Genomic DNA, 18,938 nt, shown 5'->3' with positions numbered 1-18,938 from the left:
AATTTTATGTTAAGGAAGATAACAAATGAAAAAACCAGAAATACGAAAAGCACATTGTTAACAGAAAAATTTTCACAAAAAAATAGCTCCCCTTTTTATTGGGAGCTACTTTCCTATAACAGAAGTGTTACTTTCTCAATCATAGTAGGATTAATACCTTAGATCATTTTCCTCTTCTCGTTGCTTCTCTCTATCGATTGCGCTGATTAATCTCTCTATATGGGTACAAGCCCAATCCCTCACCTTTGACAGTTTATGCTTTTCAAATGACTTGAAAATAGACATCTGTTCTTGATAGTACGGGATCAGAGAGCCAGACCAACCGAATGTATTTAGACGCCTGCTGATATTTCTTAACACTTTTTCATTATCACCATGCTCAGAGACTAAATAGTATGCGATCGGGTTTATTTTTTCATCGTTATCTCCCAGCACAGGTACAACTGTTGAAAGTAACTCAGGGCCCTTTTCATGTTCTTCACACCAATTTTTTAAAACTTCATATGGAACTCTTTCCAATAACCAAAATCTTTCATCCAACATACCTGGCTCTAATATATCAATCGTATTATATACTACTATGTTATCATCAGAGAGCAACGCTTCACTTAACACTGGCCAACAGTAATGCCATCCTGATTCCATTAGGATATTAATATAACTCCTTAGATTCTGAATCTGATCAAAATTCAACCTTTCTCTTAGTGATTCAACTATTTCTTTAGCAATAGAAGAATTAAAACTTTCTATTTCATCTTCATTGTATTGAACAAACTTTTTAGCAACATCACCAATTTCGTAGCTATCAATTTTCCCATTGATAAAGACACCTGGTGAAAGAAGCAATTCTTTAAATGTACTTGCTAACGCTCGGAATTTTTCAACATCTCCGTAAGTGTACATATAAAGAATACGCCAACCGACTGAAAAGCCTTCATCTCGATGCTCAATCACTTCAGAGATAAACCTTAACACAATATCTGGAGCTAAATGATCTAACACGCTTCCGTACGAAAAAATGTTCAATGTATTAACATTAATTTTTCCCGCTCTTAATAATTCCATAATTCTAATTAGATCTTGTTCAGCAATTTTAATGAATCGCGTTAGTTCTACAGTGAATTGGCTAAAATCCAAACATTGTGACATCTCATCTAACAGATTATTTACTAATTCAGGTTCTTTAATTTGCAAGGCTGCTAATACCCCACCGACAAAAGATAAGTTAACATTTTCGATTTTCATATTAACTGTCTCTTTTAAAGTACTTATTATCTTAGAGAGGAGGTATTCAGGATCTTCAACTAAATTACTGATTTCATAACCAAAGATGTATGCTTTTCTTTGTTCTCCAATTAAAATCAACTGTAAATTATCTAATAACTCATTATAGTGATTCTGAACAGTGTGTAAGGCAAGCTCTTTTGCTTTTTCAGCTGCCTTATCAATGTATTTTCCTGTATCATCTTTTTCATGAGACCATGGTGGAATGCTTACAACTAATTTCAATTGATCTAAAAAATCATCTGGTTGTAACCATTTAGACCATTTTTTAAGACGTTCTAATTCCTCCTTTGGAATTTTAAGTCCTTCATACTTAATAGTATCCGTTATAGCTCCTAATGCACTTGGCCAAAAAGGTCCTCTTTTATCAATTATTGCTTGTAAAGCAATTTCAATCTCTTCTACTCTTCCATAAGAAACTAAACCCCGAATGCTTTTTGCTATTAATTCACATGCCTTCTCAGACATTTCTTCACTTTCTATTGCTATTCGAGTTAGCCTTTCGAGAGCGCTCTTCCAATACTCAAACACTTCATTCCAAGTCTTGGGTCTCCACTCCTGTTGTACTGGTCTACTCCCTTGTTTTTCAACTCCCACCATCCGATTAAAATGCTGGGTTTGCAAAGCATGTCCCAATGCTTCGACTCCTAATAGCTGTACTTCAGGCGATTTAGATTCTAAGGCATAATCTATTATCTTTATTCTTACATCGGGATGGGCTTGTGTCCCCGATAAAACATAATGAAATAGCTGTAGAAACTGTGCTGTTGCGTTGTTACCCCAACTTTCATTTTCTGCTGCAGCAAATAGTAATAATACCCTTGATGCTGATTCAAATGTTTCTTCCCAAAAACATAATTTTTCTAATGCCCAGATTATATTTCTTCTTCCCGGGCCTACTTGTAATAAGTCTTCAATACTCATTGATCCAAAAACTCTATTAAGTGCTCTTGTTGTAGCTACGGGGTTCACCTCTACTAAAGAGCGGAAGAGACGGGAACCATTTTCAGAATTTAGAACTTCCGCTTGGCCAAAAGGGGCTCGCTCTCCACATAAACTCGATGTTAATTCCTGCGCTTTAGGTAGAAAGTGGAGTTTTGCCATCTGATCACAGAGGGTTTCAGACATTCCATTCGGCATATCTGCTGTAACAATTTGATATGCCCTTTCGGGTGGACAGTTTTTCCACCAATCCGTAGCTAAGCGTATAGCTAACGGTTGCGGGGTAACTCTGATGTATCTTCCCCTTACGTCTAATATTCCCCTGTCAATAAAATACTGACAAGCACTATAGAATTCTTCATCAGTAATTTTACATATATTTTCTGTTATAAACTTACGTTGTGATGTAACCTCACCATCAAACCCCACGTATTCAAACAGGGCACAGGCCGATATAGCTTTATGTTTTACAGGGTCCTTGCCGTTTCTACCCCATAGCAGTTTATCTATTAAAACATCGTCTCTTAAGCTCCCAATATCGTCATCTTTGTTAAGTCTAGCTCTTGCTAAGAGCACAGCAATTTTAGGGAAACCTTGAGCAAAATCAACAATTCGTTCAATATCCTCTGGAGATATACCGGGATAACCTTGAGAAATGATCCCCTTAATTATTTCATTTGATACCTGTTTCAATTCAATATAAGGATGGTCAGAATTATGTCTCTCAGGATTAAAATCTAATGTTAGTAAATTCAATTGGCTTTCTGAGTGCTCTATTTCTTCCTTTAACATGCTATGCATTTCAGGATTGCAATTATCAACAATAACAGTGCCCCTCAAGCCTTGTGTTCTCCAAGTTGCAATAATAGCAGGTAATCCAACAGAATTAACGGCTGCATCCAAGTATATGACTTGATTACTTCTTGACAGTTGTTCTACATTACTTGAATCCTCTGGCGGGCGAAATGCTTCAAAGGCCAATCTCGTTTTACCTAAACCTGATAAACCTATAATGCGCGCAATCTTTCTAACACCTACAAAGTGGCTTCTTATTTGAGAAATATTGGACTCATTCGAATCATCTACTACATATGTGTAGCTATTTTCTTGATAACCACTCCAGTCTTTCCATGTCTTCGCACCATTTGGCAAGTATTTGCCTACCCATTTCCAAACAGCAACAACAGCTGAAATGGACTCGTTAGCCCAATTAGCTATTTTCCCTGCATCATAAATGTGAATAGACACAGATTTGCCATCTCCTTCAAATGAAGAATTACCAATTGCTTCTCTAAATGACTTAATTCTCGCTTTTTGCTGTTGTTCATTTAGAGTACGATTATGAAAAAGAATATATGCTCCAACATTCTCGATGACTTCTTTAACCATTGGTTTAAGTTCTTGATCATCTGAGAGAATTTCATCTTTGCATTTTGATGGAGGCATATCTGTAGCTTTACATTGAAACATTGTAAAACGGTTTGGCAGCCAATTTGTTTTATTAACTCCTCCCTCCCATTTTATCCTTCCATCTTCTCCACCGTCTGGGACAGTAATATTAAGAGCCACTCCAACTGAATTAGTCGAAATCTCCCATTTTTCCGCCTCAAAATATAACAACATTGATAACAATTCTGTTAGTTGTCGGTCCGATAATTTTTCTATATCGACGTTATCCACTTTTAAAAATTCCATTCTGCTCTCCTTTCTCAAAAAGACCTATATAATTACATACTGTATAAGCCTACTTCACCAAAGATCATATATATTTTTTATTACTCTTCTATGAAAATCCTCTATTTGCAACCCTCTTCCTATAGCTAACTTTATTGGCTTTTCCTAACAACCTCCTGCAGGTACTTATGCATATTTGGGTTTGTTGCGAATACATAACAACCGTTTATACCACGTGATAACAACACATAATAGATGCGTTTTATATAAGATTTTAATTCCTCGTTATTTAAGTCAGTACCTTTAATTGGGAGACCATTTCGATCCTTATACTTTTCCGGATTGACTATAATTTTTGCTTTGTTTAAATCATAGCCCCCATCTTCTTCGCCAGCATAATCGCAATCAATTTCCTCCCCCAAAATAACTCCAACATAATTCAGATCTGCACCTTGGGTTGTATGAATACAACCTATCTCCTCTACGCTATTTTCTTGATTAATCCAACCTTTTGTTTTGGAATTCCATTTAAATCCTTCACCTGTAGTAGGATCTGTAATATCATGTAGATTCTTATCCTTCTGTGTAGCCCATTTCCAAGAGTAACCTGCAACAACACGACACAGTTCATGTTCATTATTCAGTTTCTTTACTGCTGCGTACAATTCTGAAATGGAGTCCATTACCTTAAAGTCATAGCCCTTCAGCAACCCTTTTTCATAAACACCGACATCATTAGCAATCTGTAGATATTTACGCAACCATGCTAAATATTGATCTCCAGACTTCAAACGAAACTGTTTACGTAAAATATAATTTTTATAATCAGCTGTCATTTGTTTAAAGCGAGCGGTATCTATATCCGCTGGTCGAATAGTTTGATACTGATCATACACAACCGTTAAATGATATGAATAGTCTGAAATCAATTCTAACTCCGTTTTATGACCATCAGCAGTGATCAAATGTTTCAAATCTCGAGCTTGCTTACCGAAATATTGCTTTAGACGATGCGCTTCATCTACAAAAACATATTTATATTTATCATCTTTACCTTTTGCCTTTTTAATAAATTGTGAAGGCGATAGTACGGTAATACCATGCAAACCAACTTTTCGAATTAAGTCTTTATATAAACCTAATGAATGGTTTTGAGGAATCACAAGTGCCACATCTTCACGATCTAGATCTTCACGATCCTTACCAGTTGTTTGGTCATAAATGAGTGCATATAAAATATTCGTCAATACTATTGTTTTACCTGTGCCTGGATCTCCGGTAATCAGATGTCGACTTTCTGATGTAGTAAGCATTGCTTCTATGATGTCTTGGCAGACTTCAATTTGATTAGCTGAGAGCACCTTAAAGGGTGAGTATTTATAGATAAATTTATTATGAATTTCCTTTAGCTGTTCACTAGCAATTCCTTCTTGAATAAGCTTATCCCAAATTTTCACGAACATGTTATTTACATCTTCAATGCCGTTGTAAGAATGAATATTCTGCCCTTTAATTTTGTTAAGTAGATTAAACTTACCATCAGCTAATAAATAATCGATTAAAAGAGTTTCGATGTGTTTAATTGAGCTTTCGTTAAACAGTTCACTTTTAATAATAATGATCTCAGTAAATGTTTTACTAATATCTTTTAAATGTGCAGAAAAGCGACCGTATATGTCTGTAGACTTTCCTACATATAGATTTTTCTTATCACGTTGAATATAAACCACTGGCACAGTATCTATATCAAAGTCTTTAAAATCAATTTGTTCAAATTCCTTGCGTGATTTCTTAACCACTTCAAATGAAGATAATTTTGTCGGGAATAACATCAGGATCAACGACTCACTTTCATAATTAACTTCTTGAATAACATTGCTGCGTACTCTGTTTAAAAATGTAACAAATCTCTCCTACAATTCGTTATATTTTGTTTTTCTCCCGAAGGATTTTTCCACTGGATATTTTTTCGCATTCATTTTTAATTTCGAATGAACTGCATCTTCTAAATCAATATCCAACCTGTCACATAGGAGGAGCAAATATATCATGACATCAGCAACTTCTTCTCTGATTTCCTCGATTTTAGTTTCAGTTGCTTCTACGCTGGACTTCCATTGGAAATTTTCAAGTAATTCTGCTGCTTCTAGGTTTAAGGAAATTACTAAATCCTTTGCATTGTGAAACTTCCCCCAATCTCTCTCATTCCGAAAATGCAATACAGCTTTTTTCAAATTTTCCATTATTATAAACTCCTCTCCGCCTATACTTAGTTCCCGATACCATACATTTTACGTAGTTCTTTAAAACCTATCTCAATACCTATTGCCTCTAATTTCTCACGTCGTTCATAAAATAGCTTTCTTAGTATGTTCTCTTTTTCTTCATCTGTACCATGATGAATCTGACGATGACACGTAGGACATAAGGCTAAAAGTTGCGATTCCCTATCCAAATTTACATCAAACTCTCCCTGATACTTCATTGGCACTAGATGATGCATTTCCAAATATCTTTTCCCAGTAACTTTCGAAGTAAATGAAGTATGCGAATCATCGAAGGCACACTTATATTCGGATAAACGAAGCGCTCTTGCTGCAACTTGAGCATCTCTTGGCCAACGTTCCTTTCTTGATTTATCAAAAACAGGATTTGGTTTTGGCAAAGGAATATCCTCAGTCTCCAATTCTGCCATTGAATTCTTTTCTGCTTCCTTTACCTTTTTATCAAGGGTTGACTGCACACTATCTTGAAAATCCTCTTCTTGATATTGGTCCTCTTCTAAATAGTGACCATCATCACTTAACAACAAATAGTCATTAAATTGATCTACAGATCTTTCCCCCATCATATATTCAATTTCTTTGTAAGAAGTCAGCAATTCTTTAAGGTCACTGATAAGTTCCTTTGAACTAGGCAAATTATTTGCACTATATAGACGCCCGAAAATATGGCCATTTTCGTAACCTTGCGCTAGGTCCCCTCGTCCTCCTAAAGTAATTGCTGTTGCAGTCATATTAACTGGTGCAATATTTAATTTTTTCTTAATGATATTTGCAGTCGACCGTATTTTTTCACGACCCCATTTAGTACCATACTTGTTCTTAAAATAAGTCCATCCTTGGTTCAAGGATATATATACACCGCTCATATCTGCTTTGAACAAGTAAACAATGTAATAACCTCTTTTAGCTGTTGAGGTGATATCTCTAATAAATATTGAAATCCATGGTATTTCCGCCCATTGTCCTTGTCCAACTGAACCCACTATAAAGAATTGATTTTCATCTAATTCTGCCTCGTTAGCAATCGTGTTCTTAATGATATTCCGTACATGGTTACCCATTTCATGATTCTTGAACGATTCAGATCTTGCTTCTTGGTAATTATCGAGTATATATTTTAGTGCCTCTCGAATGCTTAGCTCACCTTCTCTTTGGTAGGTATTTTTTTCTGTATCTTCTAATGATCGATTAAGCATTGCATCAATTGATACTCCAAAATAGTCAGCTACCTTCACCAGAAATTCACTGTCTATTTTCTGATCTCCACTTTCCATCTTTGAAAGAGATGTAAAAGGAACAGCTAAATCTCCAGCCAATTCTCTCAACGTTAGCCCTTTTGATTCTCTATAAAAACGTATAACAGACCCTAAACACTCATTAAACGCTGCCACATCAATCACCTCAATCAGAATAATATAATCATCATACCAGTTTTTCTCCATAAACCTCAACATGAATTTTTCTCTTTTAGAAACAAAATAACTCCCACTTATTATACTGAATCCAATAAATCAAAAAGACATTAGTCATAAAGAAATGTTTATTTACAAGTCACAAAAAAATGAAAAAGAGGCTTCCCAAAAGTTCAAAGAACTTATGGAAAACCTCTAATTTAGACCTGTATTGAAGTTAATGTTACTCTTTCGTTATCCTGGTTACCTTAAGAGTAATATAGGTCTGATCCCAATTTTAATGGGATTCAGGAAGCATGATTACATCATGCCGCCCATTCATCAAGGCATATAATAATTTTATAGAATCATTGATATTATAAGGATTTCATCTTTCACTTATAATATTTCAAAACAGAAGAAAAAAAGTCTATGAGCAAAATTATGAGCATTGGGTAAGGGAGCATTTCCTTACCCTTTCCCAAACAATCCCTCTTTTAACCGTATCCATTTAGGTCAGGAACCTCTAAAATTTGGAGTTATCATGTTTTACCATAATATCTTTAGAAATAGCAACAGAGTTTCCAGCATTGTCCATAGCTTTATAAGTAACTGTATAAATACGGTCTCCACTTCCACTTCTTTCGGCTCGTAGTAAGAAGTCAGTATCAGATGTACCAAATTCAGATCCTTGGATATCTTGAGTCGTATTTCCATCACCTTTTGTGTTATCTGGTTGATTGCTTATAATCGATACCAATTCAAATGAAGCAACGCCAGATAAGCTATCATCAGTTCCTACAAAAGCTTTTATTGGAACAAGCTTATGATTTTTATCAGTTAGGACGGTTTGATCAAACAAAACATTTAACTTAGGTGCTGTTTTGTCGATTTTAACTTCAACAGATTTAGCATCTTCAACGTTACCGGCATGATCCATGCTTCTATATTGAACTTTATTGATTCCCTCATTAGTAAGCACAATTGAATCTTTGTATTCTTTCCAATCACCATTATTAATCTTATATTCAGTGTTCGCCACCCCTGATAGTAAATCGCTTGACTGTAATTCCAATGTTACATCTGAATTATACCAGCTATCTTTTACAGATGAAACGGAAGTTAACGGTGGCTTTTTATCAAGTTTTACCACAATGCTTTTTGGTTCTTCAATATTACCAGCATAATCAATACTTCTATACTCGACTTTATTTTGACTTTCTTGGATTACATGGATTGGAGTAGTGTATTCCTGCCAATCTCCATTGTTAATGCGATACTCAGTACGAGCAACTTTTGATAACTCATCACTGGCGTTTAAAGTCACTGTGACGTCCGAATTTGTCCAATTATCATTTACTGAACTAGATGTTGTTACTGGACTTGTTTTATCAATTTTTATCATAGAATTCTTTACAGCTTCTTCATTACCTGCTTTATCAATACTTTTATATTCAAGATTAAATGTTCCTTCATCTGTCAAAGTAATAGAATCTTTATATGTGATCCAATGGCCACCATTAATTCGATAAACTGTTTTGGAAACACCAGTATTATCATCGGTTGCAACCAAGGTGGCCGTAACATTTGAGTGGTACCATTCACCTTTCATAGGAGTAGAAGAGTCTAATATGATATTTGTTATAGGTTTTACCTCATCAATTACTACTTCAAAATTATTTTGACTCATATCCTTATATTGGTAAAAATATCCACTAGCCGGAGAACGGTGATATACATCGGTATTATAGTAAGTAAAAGTATTTTGTTGGTTATCTATAAGAGTTACATTTGCAGGTTTCCATGTCCCTGCTGCATCGTATTGTCCGATAGTGAAACTTCCTTCATATTTTCCGGTACTAGAATTATAGGATAAATCGATGTCTTTCGCATTTCCTTTCGGCGGCATAAAAACTACTCTTACTGAATTCACGCCTGAAAGGTCATCTTCAACATTTCCTGAAATAAAAACAGTATCGCCGACTTTAGCCCTCTTCGGTGAAACGTCTAGGCTGTTTAACCTTGGTGATCTGATATCGGAAATTGTCCCTGAAACATCAAAATTGTACTCACTCATATCCTTTCTTTCGTAGTATTGTTCTTTTTCCGGAGCCCACTTGTATACATCCGTATTGTAATAAGTAAATTCATTTTGTCGATTATCAAACATATCTATAAAAGCAAGTTTCCAAGTCCCACTTCACCATATTGTCCAATATTGTAGGTCCCTTCGTAATTTCCCGTACTAGAGTTATAAGTTAAAGTTACATATTTGTATCTTCCTGATGGTGGTGCAAGACCTACGTTAACATGACCCACGCCTGATTGGCCATCTGTTATATTTGCTGATATTAAAACAGTATTACCCGCTTTAGCACTCTTAGGTGAAATGTCCAACCTGTTTAACGCTGGCGGAGTGCTATCTAAGGTAGTCCCTGTTACATCAAGATTATATTGACTCATATCCTTCATTTCACAATTAGTTACACAAGGATTCCAAGTGTAAACGTTCGAATTGTAATAATAAAAATAATTTTGCTGGTTATCTCCTATCGTTATGTAACTAATTACCCAGGTCCCAGGTGGATCATATTGTCCAACTATGAAACTTCCTTCATATTTTCCTGTACCAGGGTTATAAGATAAAGTTACATCCTTATCCCTTCCTCCTGCCGTAATGTCAACAACGACATAATTAACACCCGAAAGGTCATCTGTAATATTTGCTGTTACTAAAACCGTATCCCCTAGTTTTGCACTTTTGGTTGAAATGTCTAAACTGTTCAATGTTGGTGGTGTGTTATCAACCTGTGCAAATCCCTTTGTAGGCAGTGATAATAATGAAAAAATCATTAGTAAGCCTATTATTTGAGCCCATGTTTTCCTTCTAACTTTCAAAAAAAGCATTCCTTTCCCTATGATTATTTTTAAATCTTATAAAAATACTAATCTCCTTCTACTAATTATTATAAATAAATAGTTATAAATGAGAATAAATTTATCACGTTTTCGGTCTCTAAATAATTCCATTTTAAATTTCACCTTTCTCATGGCTCAACTAAAAAATCCATTATTTGCTATCTAATCTAAGTAGAATGTATGAATGCAAAAACATTTAAATGGGACACAAGGACAGTACCTTGTCCCATTACAAAGTAGATTACCAACGAATCAATAAAAAGAGGCTTCTCAAAAATTCGTTGAATTAATGAGAAGCCTCTTTTATCATTTATTTTGCTTTGATTTCAGATGAAAACCTTGTGTGTCAATGGTTTCAAACGTTTATCACATCGTGTCCCACATTCATGAAGGGGCCTAATACAAAAAAATGATTATGAAATAATCTTGAAGTTACCGCTTTTCATTATAATTTATTAAATAATCTTAAATACAATATAGTAATACTATGAGCAAAAATATGAGCATTTTTAATTCAGCTATTAAGTCTATAAAAAGACTAACGGCTATTACTTTGTCCTTAAATATGGTTTATGGGACCCCTTTTTTGAAAACAACAATTGTGTTTATCGACGATTGGACCATTTGTAAATACAGATCAAGTTTGTATTTATAAATGGTAGATACATGTTTAAAAAAGTATAAGCTGGAAAAGGGTTTTTGGTTAAAGAATAGAGCTTATTAAATCAGAAAAAAGACATGTCTTTTTCTTCCCCCTTTATCCAAAAAGGGATGCTCCAGAGACGAGAGCACCCTTTTTTTTTCTTTAAAGCAAGCAGCTTCTCCAATATGTGGGTTCTATATGACAGTAATGGTAACTTTAAAGCTTTTTATAGGTTCATTTAGCCAAGGTCTTTGATAATGTAGTTTTAACATTCCCTGACCATCCTTTATAACTTCGTATAGCCATATATGTTTATTTGTTCCTCCGATTGAAATTGTATCAAGTACTCGCTCCTCTTTCTTTAGCAATACAATTTTATGTGCCTGAAACTCTTCTAACCATATATATCCTGTTGATGGATTTTCCTCCAAATTCAACTGTAATATATCACCGATATTCACATGGAAATCCCTACCACTATCTTTTTCCTCAATTAAATACATCATAAGTCGTAACTTTAGTGATATTTAATAACTTGGTTTTCCCAAGAATCGAATTTTACATCTTCTTTAAAGTTCTCATTCATTTGTTCTAATATCTTTTCTCTACTTCTTACTAAATCATCAACATCGTTAATTAGGTCTGTTGCACCATATGCTTCAAAGAATAAACGATCCGCCTGTGAATCTTTATATTGGTAAGGTAAGTAGCCAAAGCCATTGTCTCCCCACTCATTGCCCCAAGAATTTTTGAATTTTAAAAGTTGGGCAGTGTCATCATATCCAACGATACATATTGCATGGCCACCTTCAAATCGTCCATTTGGTAATGGAATTTTACCTGTTGTCCAAACCTCTGGTTCACTCCAGTTTTCATAAACAGAAGTTCCAACAACAAAAGGACCATTAACTATCAGACTTCTTTTCATGGTTTCGATTGAGTTAAGACTTGCATAAGCTTTTATTCTATAGTGTTTGGCATTATCTTCTGCCTCTGAGGTCGGGCTTCCAGGTTCACATGGTACATAAGGCCAATATCTTTCTTCACATACCCCATATTTTTTAAGCATGTCCATAGCTACTCTAACTGAAGTACCGTCACCAAAAGGCGAACACCTTGGACTATCATCTGGAAATTCATCTTCACTTTTTGATTTTTCATATAAATATCTAGGTGAAAGCTGTATAAAATTATTACGCTCTTTTTGTTCCTGCCATTCCTTGATTCCTACTGCGCAAGCAAACCCAACACACGTACCTTCATTTTTTTGATCTCTTACGGGTGTAATGTTTTCAACTTCAAATTTCTCAGGGGCAGTGAAAATAGGTAGCACGGCTGACATGGGAATATCCCGTTTATCTAGGGGAGAGGGAACTACTCCTAAACCTTTAAGTTCTGACATTTTTATTCCTCCTAATTATTTATTACATATTTTATCTTGGCGTTTATAATAAAAAATATTCATTACATACGGCTTCAAAGCGATTTTCATCTCGGACATGTAGGTTGTATCAATAGATAAAGACACCTACCCTTTAGGTGTCTCAGAAAATAAAACAAATCCTGAATAAGGATGTTGTATTAAGAAAATGTTAACAAGTATCTTATTACGTTTCCGAAAAAGGAGTGCTGTTTTTGGCAAAGAAAATCCGAATCACGGTCGTAGATTTAGAGAACAGAAATATCAAAACACAATTTGATCGAGATGGGGATGAACTAGAGTACTTTGGCGAGTCGGCAATTACGAATGATGGACATATTATTATTCCTAGTACATACTCGATTCAATATTGCGATGAGAATGGAAATACGATACGAGTCATTCATCCCCCTTATTTGGTTAAATCCATTGCCATAAGCCCGCTGAACAACCATGAGCTAGCCGTTGGAGATCAAAAGGGATATATTCAAATATGGGACCTTAAGAAGGGGCAGCCGACAAGCCTTCGATGGAAGGCAGATGAAAGCGGCATTACTAGCATTGTATTCAATCAAACGGATGGATCTCGTTTGATGTCAACTTCTTCGGAGGGGAACATTCAAGTTTGGGATGCAAGAAATGGGGAAGCGATCGGACCAAGATTTCAGGGAGCTGATTTAAATCTAGCCCCTGCGATTTCGTTCGATGGGAAGAAACTCGCTTATAGCAAAAAATTGGATCGCCCCATTGAGGTGTACGAGGTCGACTCAGGCAGACAGATCGTTTCAATTCCAAGTCCGCAAGGACAGAATTTAACCAAAATGATGTTCGATCAGGATAATCAAGAGATATTAGCTTCATACATTCAGACCCCCTTATTGGAATGTCTTCAATACGGTGAGTCGCAAATCGACACTATTCGGTGGTCTGCGGACACAGGGGGAAGGATAGGTGAGATATACGAGGGAAAGATAGGTTACAATTTTTACCACAATTCTCATCCCTCTAGTATTGGCGATAACTGGTTCGTTTCAACTCAAACCGAGAGTGCCGTCGTGTTAATATGGGATAAAACGACCTCAAGGACGGTTCACCAAGTGAAACTATCACCTGAGGATACTGGAGACAATTCCCATATTTCCCCCGATGGCAAACTTCTTCTAGTTCAGACCCGTAAGTCCCAACTAGAAGATAAAGAGGTAAATAAGCACACTCTTTTGGATAAACTACAATCGAGTAATACGATATCAAAATTATTAACTTCTTCGAACTTGGGTGAGGTTACGAATGAATTGCTTTCCTCAGCTAAAGTGGAGGCCCCCGTCTGTGTCGGGATTAGCGAGTATTGTATTGCGGATGGCATTGCGATGGGGCTTTACAATAAAATCGATTCAAGATATCCGATCGAAACGCAGGAGGAGCTTTATTACGGGGTTACACCGTCTCACCACGTACCGATGGAAGTGTTTGTCGATGTATCGAAGAAGAAAATTCGTGTCAACGTAGACCTTTTTCTGGATATATACAAAGGTAGCGGGACAACAGAACATCGAATCAGCCGTACACGTGTTTCTTTTAAAATATTGGCAGATCCACACATGGCTGTGGGACGGTCGGATGTTACACCATACTTTCAGTTAAAACTTGATGAAAGCATGTTGGAACCTGGCATGGATACACGTATCATTCATCCGGAGTCAGTAATTGAACATTTCGGAACTAATGAAGTCTTAATTCAGTTTTTGGAGAAAACCATTGAGAACATGATGGTGGGCACCGGTAAAGGGATATCTCAATACTTCTCCTCTTTAGTCCTTGAGGCGCCTATGACCAATTCTTGGAATCGGTCTGAAGGGTATGAGCTTATCTTCCGCAGGTTCGAGTATAGATCGGTAACTGTAGATACAGACGCTGGTTCAGAGGTAGTCGGTTATCTACTCCCTTTGTTCACGCTTGTATCGCATGATTTCCCACCGCCGTGTATATGTAAGGAGGATATTACCTTTCCTCCCCGGATGAAAACAACGATACCGGATGCTCGACGCTGGATTTCCCTCGCCTTCAGCGAGACGGCCTTGAATGTCCTGGCTACTCCTCACCGGAGATCGGGGGGAAAGTCTAGAAAATCCAAGGGAGGCTCGTTATACGCAAGTATTGAAAATTACTTCAAAACGGAAATCGGAGATATTCAAGTCGTGCGAAACGGTATTGGGGCTCCGGTCAACGTTGGCGGAGGGGGCAGCTTAACTGCGGGGCTTCGAGATCCTATCTTGAAAAACACGATTATTAAAGAAACGGTAGGGTATTCTATTTCGATCATGGACGCGCATACAGAATGGAGTATTAACGTACTTTCCGATTCCCCAAGCGAAGGGCAATCCAGCGTGATGCTTATACCAACCGTATACATTGATCCTCAAAAGATTGATGTCCAGTTAGAGACTCCGCTTCCCCGCGAGTTAAACCAAATCCTAAGCTGGTTGATAGATTGGTTTGTCACTGTGGTAGTAGTTCTTGTGGTTGCAGCTATTCAGCACATTGCCTTTATGCGACTAATGGTAGATGTGTTTCAATTTGATGAAAGAGTGGACAATTATAGAATCATGAACGTCCATGATATAACTTATCCTCGCTCCTCGATCGTTATTGTCGCTGAAGTGAGCGCATGTTCTTCTTCGGGTTTGCACGACTGACGCAATCGACTACTATGAGACCGTTTTTCGGTATCCACTGAGAAACGGTCACTTTTTTTTTAACAACAAAGCACTGGGGACAATCGGACGGATTACTCGAGAATTAGTATGACGGTAGTTCTCATGGGCAGGAAGAATTAATTCACCAATGTAGTCGGTCCGATGGACGAATAAATACGTACATGATTATTCTTGCTACTATTAGCAAAAGTATGAGCATTGGGTAGGGAAATTTTCTTTCTTACCCATACTTCCCTTTTGATCGAAGCGGGTGTTGGAGTGAAGGAGATTCAGCAGCGTTTAGGACATACAGACATCAATACAACCATGAATATTTACGCTCATATGACCGCAAATATGGAAGAAAAGGCCTCCCACCAGTTCAGTAAACTGATGAAAGACCTTCTCTGATAAGATGGTTTTTGTGAAAAAAGTGAGCTTTTTTTGCTTAATATGAGCAAAAGTATGAGCATTTACCTTTATTCAACTTTAAACCCCCGATATATCAAGGCTTTATGATGCTTATTACATCATGCCGCCCATTCCACCCATGCCGCTCATATCTGGCATTCCGCCGCCTGAGCCGCCTTCTTCTGGTTTGTCAGCAACGACTGCTTCAGTTGTTAGAAGCATTGCTGCTACAGAAGCTGCGTTTTGAAGTGCAGAGCGAGTTACTTTTGTTGGGTCAACGATTCCTTTTTCGATCATGTTTACCCATTCGTTTGTTGCTGCGTTGAAGCCTACGCCAATTTCTTCGTTTTTCAAGCGCTCAACGATAACGGATCCTTCAAGACCTGCGTTGTGAGCGATTTGACGAATTGGCTCTTCAAGAGAACGTAGAACGATGTTTACACCTGTTTGAACGTCACCATCAGCTTCAATTGAAGCGACTTTGTTGTATACATTCACAAGTGCTGTACCACCACCAGATACGATACCTTCTTCAACTGCTGCACGAGTTGAGTTCAGTGCATCCTCGATGCGTAGTTTACGCTCTTTTAGTTCTGTTTCAGTTGCAGCACCAACTTTGATGACAGCGACGCCGCCAGCTAGTTTTGCAAGACGTTCTTGTAATTTTTCTTTATCGAATTCAGAAGTTGTTTCTTCTACTTGAGCACGGATTTGGTTCACACGTGCTGCGATTTGAGCAGAATCTCCTGAGCCCTCTACGATTGTTGTGTTTTCTTTTGTCACAACAACTTTAGACGCGCGGCCAAGCTGACCGATTTCAGTTGATTTCAGGTCAAGTCCTAGGTCTTCTGTAATTAATTCTCCGCCAGTTAAAACAGAGATGTCTTCAAGCATTGCTTTACGACGATCACCGAATCCAGGTGCTTTTACTGCTACTGCGTTGAATGTACCACGAAGTTTGTTCACAACAAGAGTTGCAAGTGCTTCGCCTTCTACATCTTCAGCAATAAGCAATAATGGTTTTCCTTGTTGTACAACTTGCTCAAGTACAGGAAGGATTTCTTGAATGTTTGTGATTTTTTTATCAGTGATTAAGATGTAAGGATTTTCAAGAACTGCTTCCATCTTATCAGAATCCGTCACCATGTATGGTGAAGCATATCCGCGGTCAAATTGCATACCTTCAACCACTTCAAGCTCAGTTGTGAATCCTTTAGATTCTTCAATTGTGATGACACCGTCGTTACCTACGCGTTCCATCGCTTCAGCGATTAGGCTGCCGACTTCCTCGTCTGCTGCAGAAATAGCCGCAACTTGAGCAATTGATTCTTTGCCTTCGATTGGTTTAGAAATCTCGTGCAAGCCTTCAAGTGCTACTTTCACTGCTTCTTCGATCCCTTTACGAACGCCAACAGGGTTTGCACCAGCTGTTACGTTTTTAAGACCTTCACGGATCATCGCTTGAGCTAGAACTGTTGCAGTCGTTGTACCGTCACCAGCTACGTCGTTTGTTTTGCTTGCAACTTCAGCCACAAGTTTTGCACCCATGTTTTCAAATGCATCTTCTAATTCGATTTCTTTTGCAATCGTTACACCATCATTTGTGATAAGTGGAGAACCGAATTTTTTCTCAAGAACCACGTTACGTCCTTTAGGTCCTAAAGTTACTTTTACAGCATCTGCAAGTGCATCTACACCACGTAACATTGCGCGACGTGCTTCTTCACTGAACTTAATATCTTTTGCCATAATAACGAAACCTCCTCAGTCTTTTTAAAAATTTATCTCAATGTTTTTATGTGATTAACCAATAACAGCTAAAATGTCGCTCTCACGAAGGATTAAATATTCTTTTCCTTCATATTTCACTTCAGTGCCTGCATATTTTGAGAAGATAATGCGGTCGCCTGTGCTTACTTCTAACGCAACGCGCTCACCACTTTCAAGTACACGCCCTGAACCTGCTGCAACAATTTTACCTTCTTGCGGTTTTTCTTTTGCAGAATCCGGTAACACAATACCGCTAGCGGTTTTTTCCTCAGATTCAACGAGTTCAATGATTACGCGATCGCCTAATGGCTTTAACATAAGAAACAACCTCCTCAATTTTTATATGTAGTCTTTTTTAGCACTCATCACCAGTGAGTGCTAACACATTTATTATAATAAAGAATGTCTTCTGCAATTTCAAGTGAAAACCTTTAAAAATTTTTACGCTTTCACGATCTTTTTGAATCTCAGATTCTTTCCTTTTCATCGTAAAAGAAGACTTGTGTTACAATAAATTTAGTTCTTTTAGTAAAGGGGTTTTCGTTACTTGAAAAAACAATATTGGTACATCATCTTAACGTATATATTGGTACAGGTATCTGCGTTTCCTTATTTTCTCATAATGAAATGGCTGGGATTCATTCAATCACCGATGACTCAAACAGAGCTTTCAAAATTATCAGGAACGTGGACAATCATCAGTTTCTGTATCGGATTGATCATTATTCTGCTCATCCTTCGAACCGTCCCAAAAGCTTCACTGCGAAATGAAGCGCCAGCTTCAATCGGTTCTGCTATCGCATGGATCATTGGCGGTTTCTTTCTTTCTCTCTTTGCACAATCAATTGCGGGGGCGATTGAACAATATGCATTTGGCATTGGACGAGAATCTGAAAATACCCAAAACATTTTATCCATTATGGATGCCGTTCCTTGGCTTGTGATCGTCATCGCCCTGATTGGACCGATATTAGAGGAAATCATTTTCCGTAAAATCATCTTTGGTGTGATTTATGAAAAAACGAATTTCTTCATTGGAGCACTTGCCAGTTCAGTGGTTTTCGCTGCTGTACATTATGATTTTCCCCATATCTTGCTCTATACCGCAATGGGCTTTACCTTTGCCTTTTTATATGCGAAAACAAAACGAATCATTGTCCCAATCGGCGCTCATATGCTGATGAACTCACTTGTCGTTCTTGTGCAGATTGAGCCAGTGAAAAAAATGATTGAAGAACAATCTCAAACCATGCAAATGATTATTGGAGGCTTTTTCTCATGAGAAACCCAGTCGTATGGGGCATCATTTATTTTGCCGTAGGTGTGGCTTTCACCTATATGGCCATTCAAAATCCAGGTGACATGTGGTCATTTTACAGCATTTTGCTGATGGTGTTTGCGGCCTATAATATCAATATCGCGCTTAAAATGTTTGCCTTCTCTGTCAAACTCAAAAAACAGCAGCAAAAATAAATCAAAAACCATTTTCCGCGTTTGGAAAATGGT

13 protein-coding genes and 1 pseudogene are annotated in these 18,938 nt (G+C 37.2%); 4 read left to right on the top strand and 10 right to left on the bottom strand.

The genetic code is table 11. The features are described 5' to 3' along the window. Nucleotides 1–150: 150 nt before the first annotated feature. From H7F25_RS01385 to H7F25_RS01350, 8 genes are all read right to left on the bottom strand, one after another. Complete coding sequence (locus tag H7F25_RS01385; RefSeq protein WP_144490755.1) at nt 151–3,921, bottom strand: hypothetical protein; 3,771 nt, start codon at nt 3,919–3,921, stop codon at nt 151–153. 131 nt (nt 3,922–4,052) lie between these two features. Continuing rightward, complete coding sequence (locus tag H7F25_RS01380) at nt 4,053–5,732, bottom strand: DUF2075 domain-containing protein (protein ID WP_260627228.1); 1,680 nt, start codon at nt 5,730–5,732, stop codon at nt 4,053–4,055. Nucleotides 5,733–5,813: 81 nt separating this feature from the next. Continuing rightward, nucleotides 5,814–6,143, bottom strand: coding sequence for a nucleotide pyrophosphohydrolase (locus tag H7F25_RS01375; protein WP_047202830.1), 330 nt, complete (start codon nt 6,141–6,143; stop codon nt 5,814–5,816). A 26-nt stretch (nt 6,144–6,169) separates the two neighbouring features. After that, nucleotides 6,170–7,639, bottom strand: coding sequence for an MrcB family domain-containing protein (locus tag H7F25_RS01370; RefSeq protein WP_228280408.1), 1,470 nt, complete (start codon nt 7,637–7,639; stop codon nt 6,170–6,172). Between the two features lie 463 nt (nt 7,640–8,102). Next, nucleotides 8,103–9,746 carry an OmpL47-type beta-barrel domain-containing protein gene (locus tag H7F25_RS01365; protein WP_185854144.1) on the bottom strand — a complete coding sequence of 548 codons (1,644 nt, stop codon included), beginning with the start codon at nt 9,744–9,746 and terminating at the stop codon, nt 8,103–8,105. A 2-nt stretch (nt 9,747–9,748) separates the two neighbouring features. Next, a complete protein-coding gene (locus tag H7F25_RS01360; protein ID WP_185854143.1) occupies nt 9,749–10,474 on the bottom strand; it encodes a DUF7743 domain-containing protein in 726 nt (241 codons plus the stop codon). Nucleotides 10,475–11,332: 858 nt separating this feature from the next. Next, complete coding sequence (locus tag H7F25_RS01355; RefSeq protein WP_185854142.1) at nt 11,333–11,644, bottom strand: protease inhibitor I42 family protein; 312 nt, start codon at nt 11,642–11,644, stop codon at nt 11,333–11,335. An 11-nt stretch (nt 11,645–11,655) separates the two neighbouring features. After that, nucleotides 11,656–12,540: a C1 family peptidase gene (locus tag H7F25_RS01350; RefSeq protein WP_185854141.1), complete on the bottom strand. Its 885-nt coding sequence runs from the start codon at nt 12,538–12,540 to the stop codon at nt 11,656–11,658. Between the two features lie 233 nt (nt 12,541–12,773). Here H7F25_RS01350 and H7F25_RS01345 point away from each other — a divergent pair, with 233 nt between their 5' ends. Beyond that, the gene (locus H7F25_RS01345; RefSeq protein ID WP_185854140.1) at nt 12,774–15,251 is read left to right on the top strand and encodes a WD40 repeat domain-containing protein; all 2,478 of its coding nucleotides are present in this window, start codon (nt 12,774–12,776) and stop codon (nt 15,249–15,251) included. Nucleotides 15,252–15,494: 243 nt separating this feature from the next. Further along, nucleotides 15,495–15,662, top strand: a pseudogene (locus H7F25_RS01340) (tyrosine-type recombinase/integrase); the annotation flags it as partial. A 114-nt stretch (nt 15,663–15,776) separates the two neighbouring features. On the opposite strand, the gene groL reads toward H7F25_RS01340, so the two are convergent. Both groL and groES read right to left on the bottom strand, forming a co-directional pair. Then, nucleotides 15,777–17,411 (bottom strand): chaperonin GroEL, encoded by a 1,635-nt coding sequence (gene groL / locus H7F25_RS01335; RefSeq protein WP_185854139.1) that lies wholly within the window; start codon nt 17,409–17,411, stop codon nt 15,777–15,779. Between the two features lie 54 nt (nt 17,412–17,465). After that, nucleotides 17,466–17,750 carry a co-chaperone GroES gene (gene groES / locus H7F25_RS01330; RefSeq protein WP_024426730.1) on the bottom strand — a complete coding sequence of 95 codons (285 nt, stop codon included), beginning with the start codon at nt 17,748–17,750 and terminating at the stop codon, nt 17,466–17,468. Between the two features lie 229 nt (nt 17,751–17,979). Between groES and H7F25_RS01325 the strand changes: the two genes are divergently transcribed. Both H7F25_RS01325 and H7F25_RS01320 read left to right on the top strand, forming a co-directional pair. Further along, complete coding sequence (locus H7F25_RS01325) at nt 17,980–18,714, top strand: CPBP family intramembrane glutamic endopeptidase (RefSeq protein WP_058837872.1); 735 nt, start codon at nt 17,980–17,982, stop codon at nt 18,712–18,714. Further along, nucleotides 18,711–18,905 carry a YdiK family protein gene (locus H7F25_RS01320; RefSeq protein WP_003213897.1) on the top strand — a complete coding sequence of 65 codons (195 nt, stop codon included), beginning with the start codon at nt 18,711–18,713 and terminating at the stop codon, nt 18,903–18,905. The genes H7F25_RS01325 and H7F25_RS01320 overlap by 4 nt, the downstream gene beginning before the upstream one ends. Nucleotides 18,906–18,938 lie beyond the last annotated feature (33 nt).

It is taken from the genome of Bacillus sp. PAMC28571 (assembly GCF_014250435.1).
Classification (GTDB): domain Bacteria; phylum Bacillota; class Bacilli; order Bacillales; family Bacillaceae; genus Bacillus; species Bacillus safensis.
The sequence above is the reverse complement of the archived record's forward strand: the minus strand, read 5'-3'. Positions and strand labels throughout refer to the sequence as shown.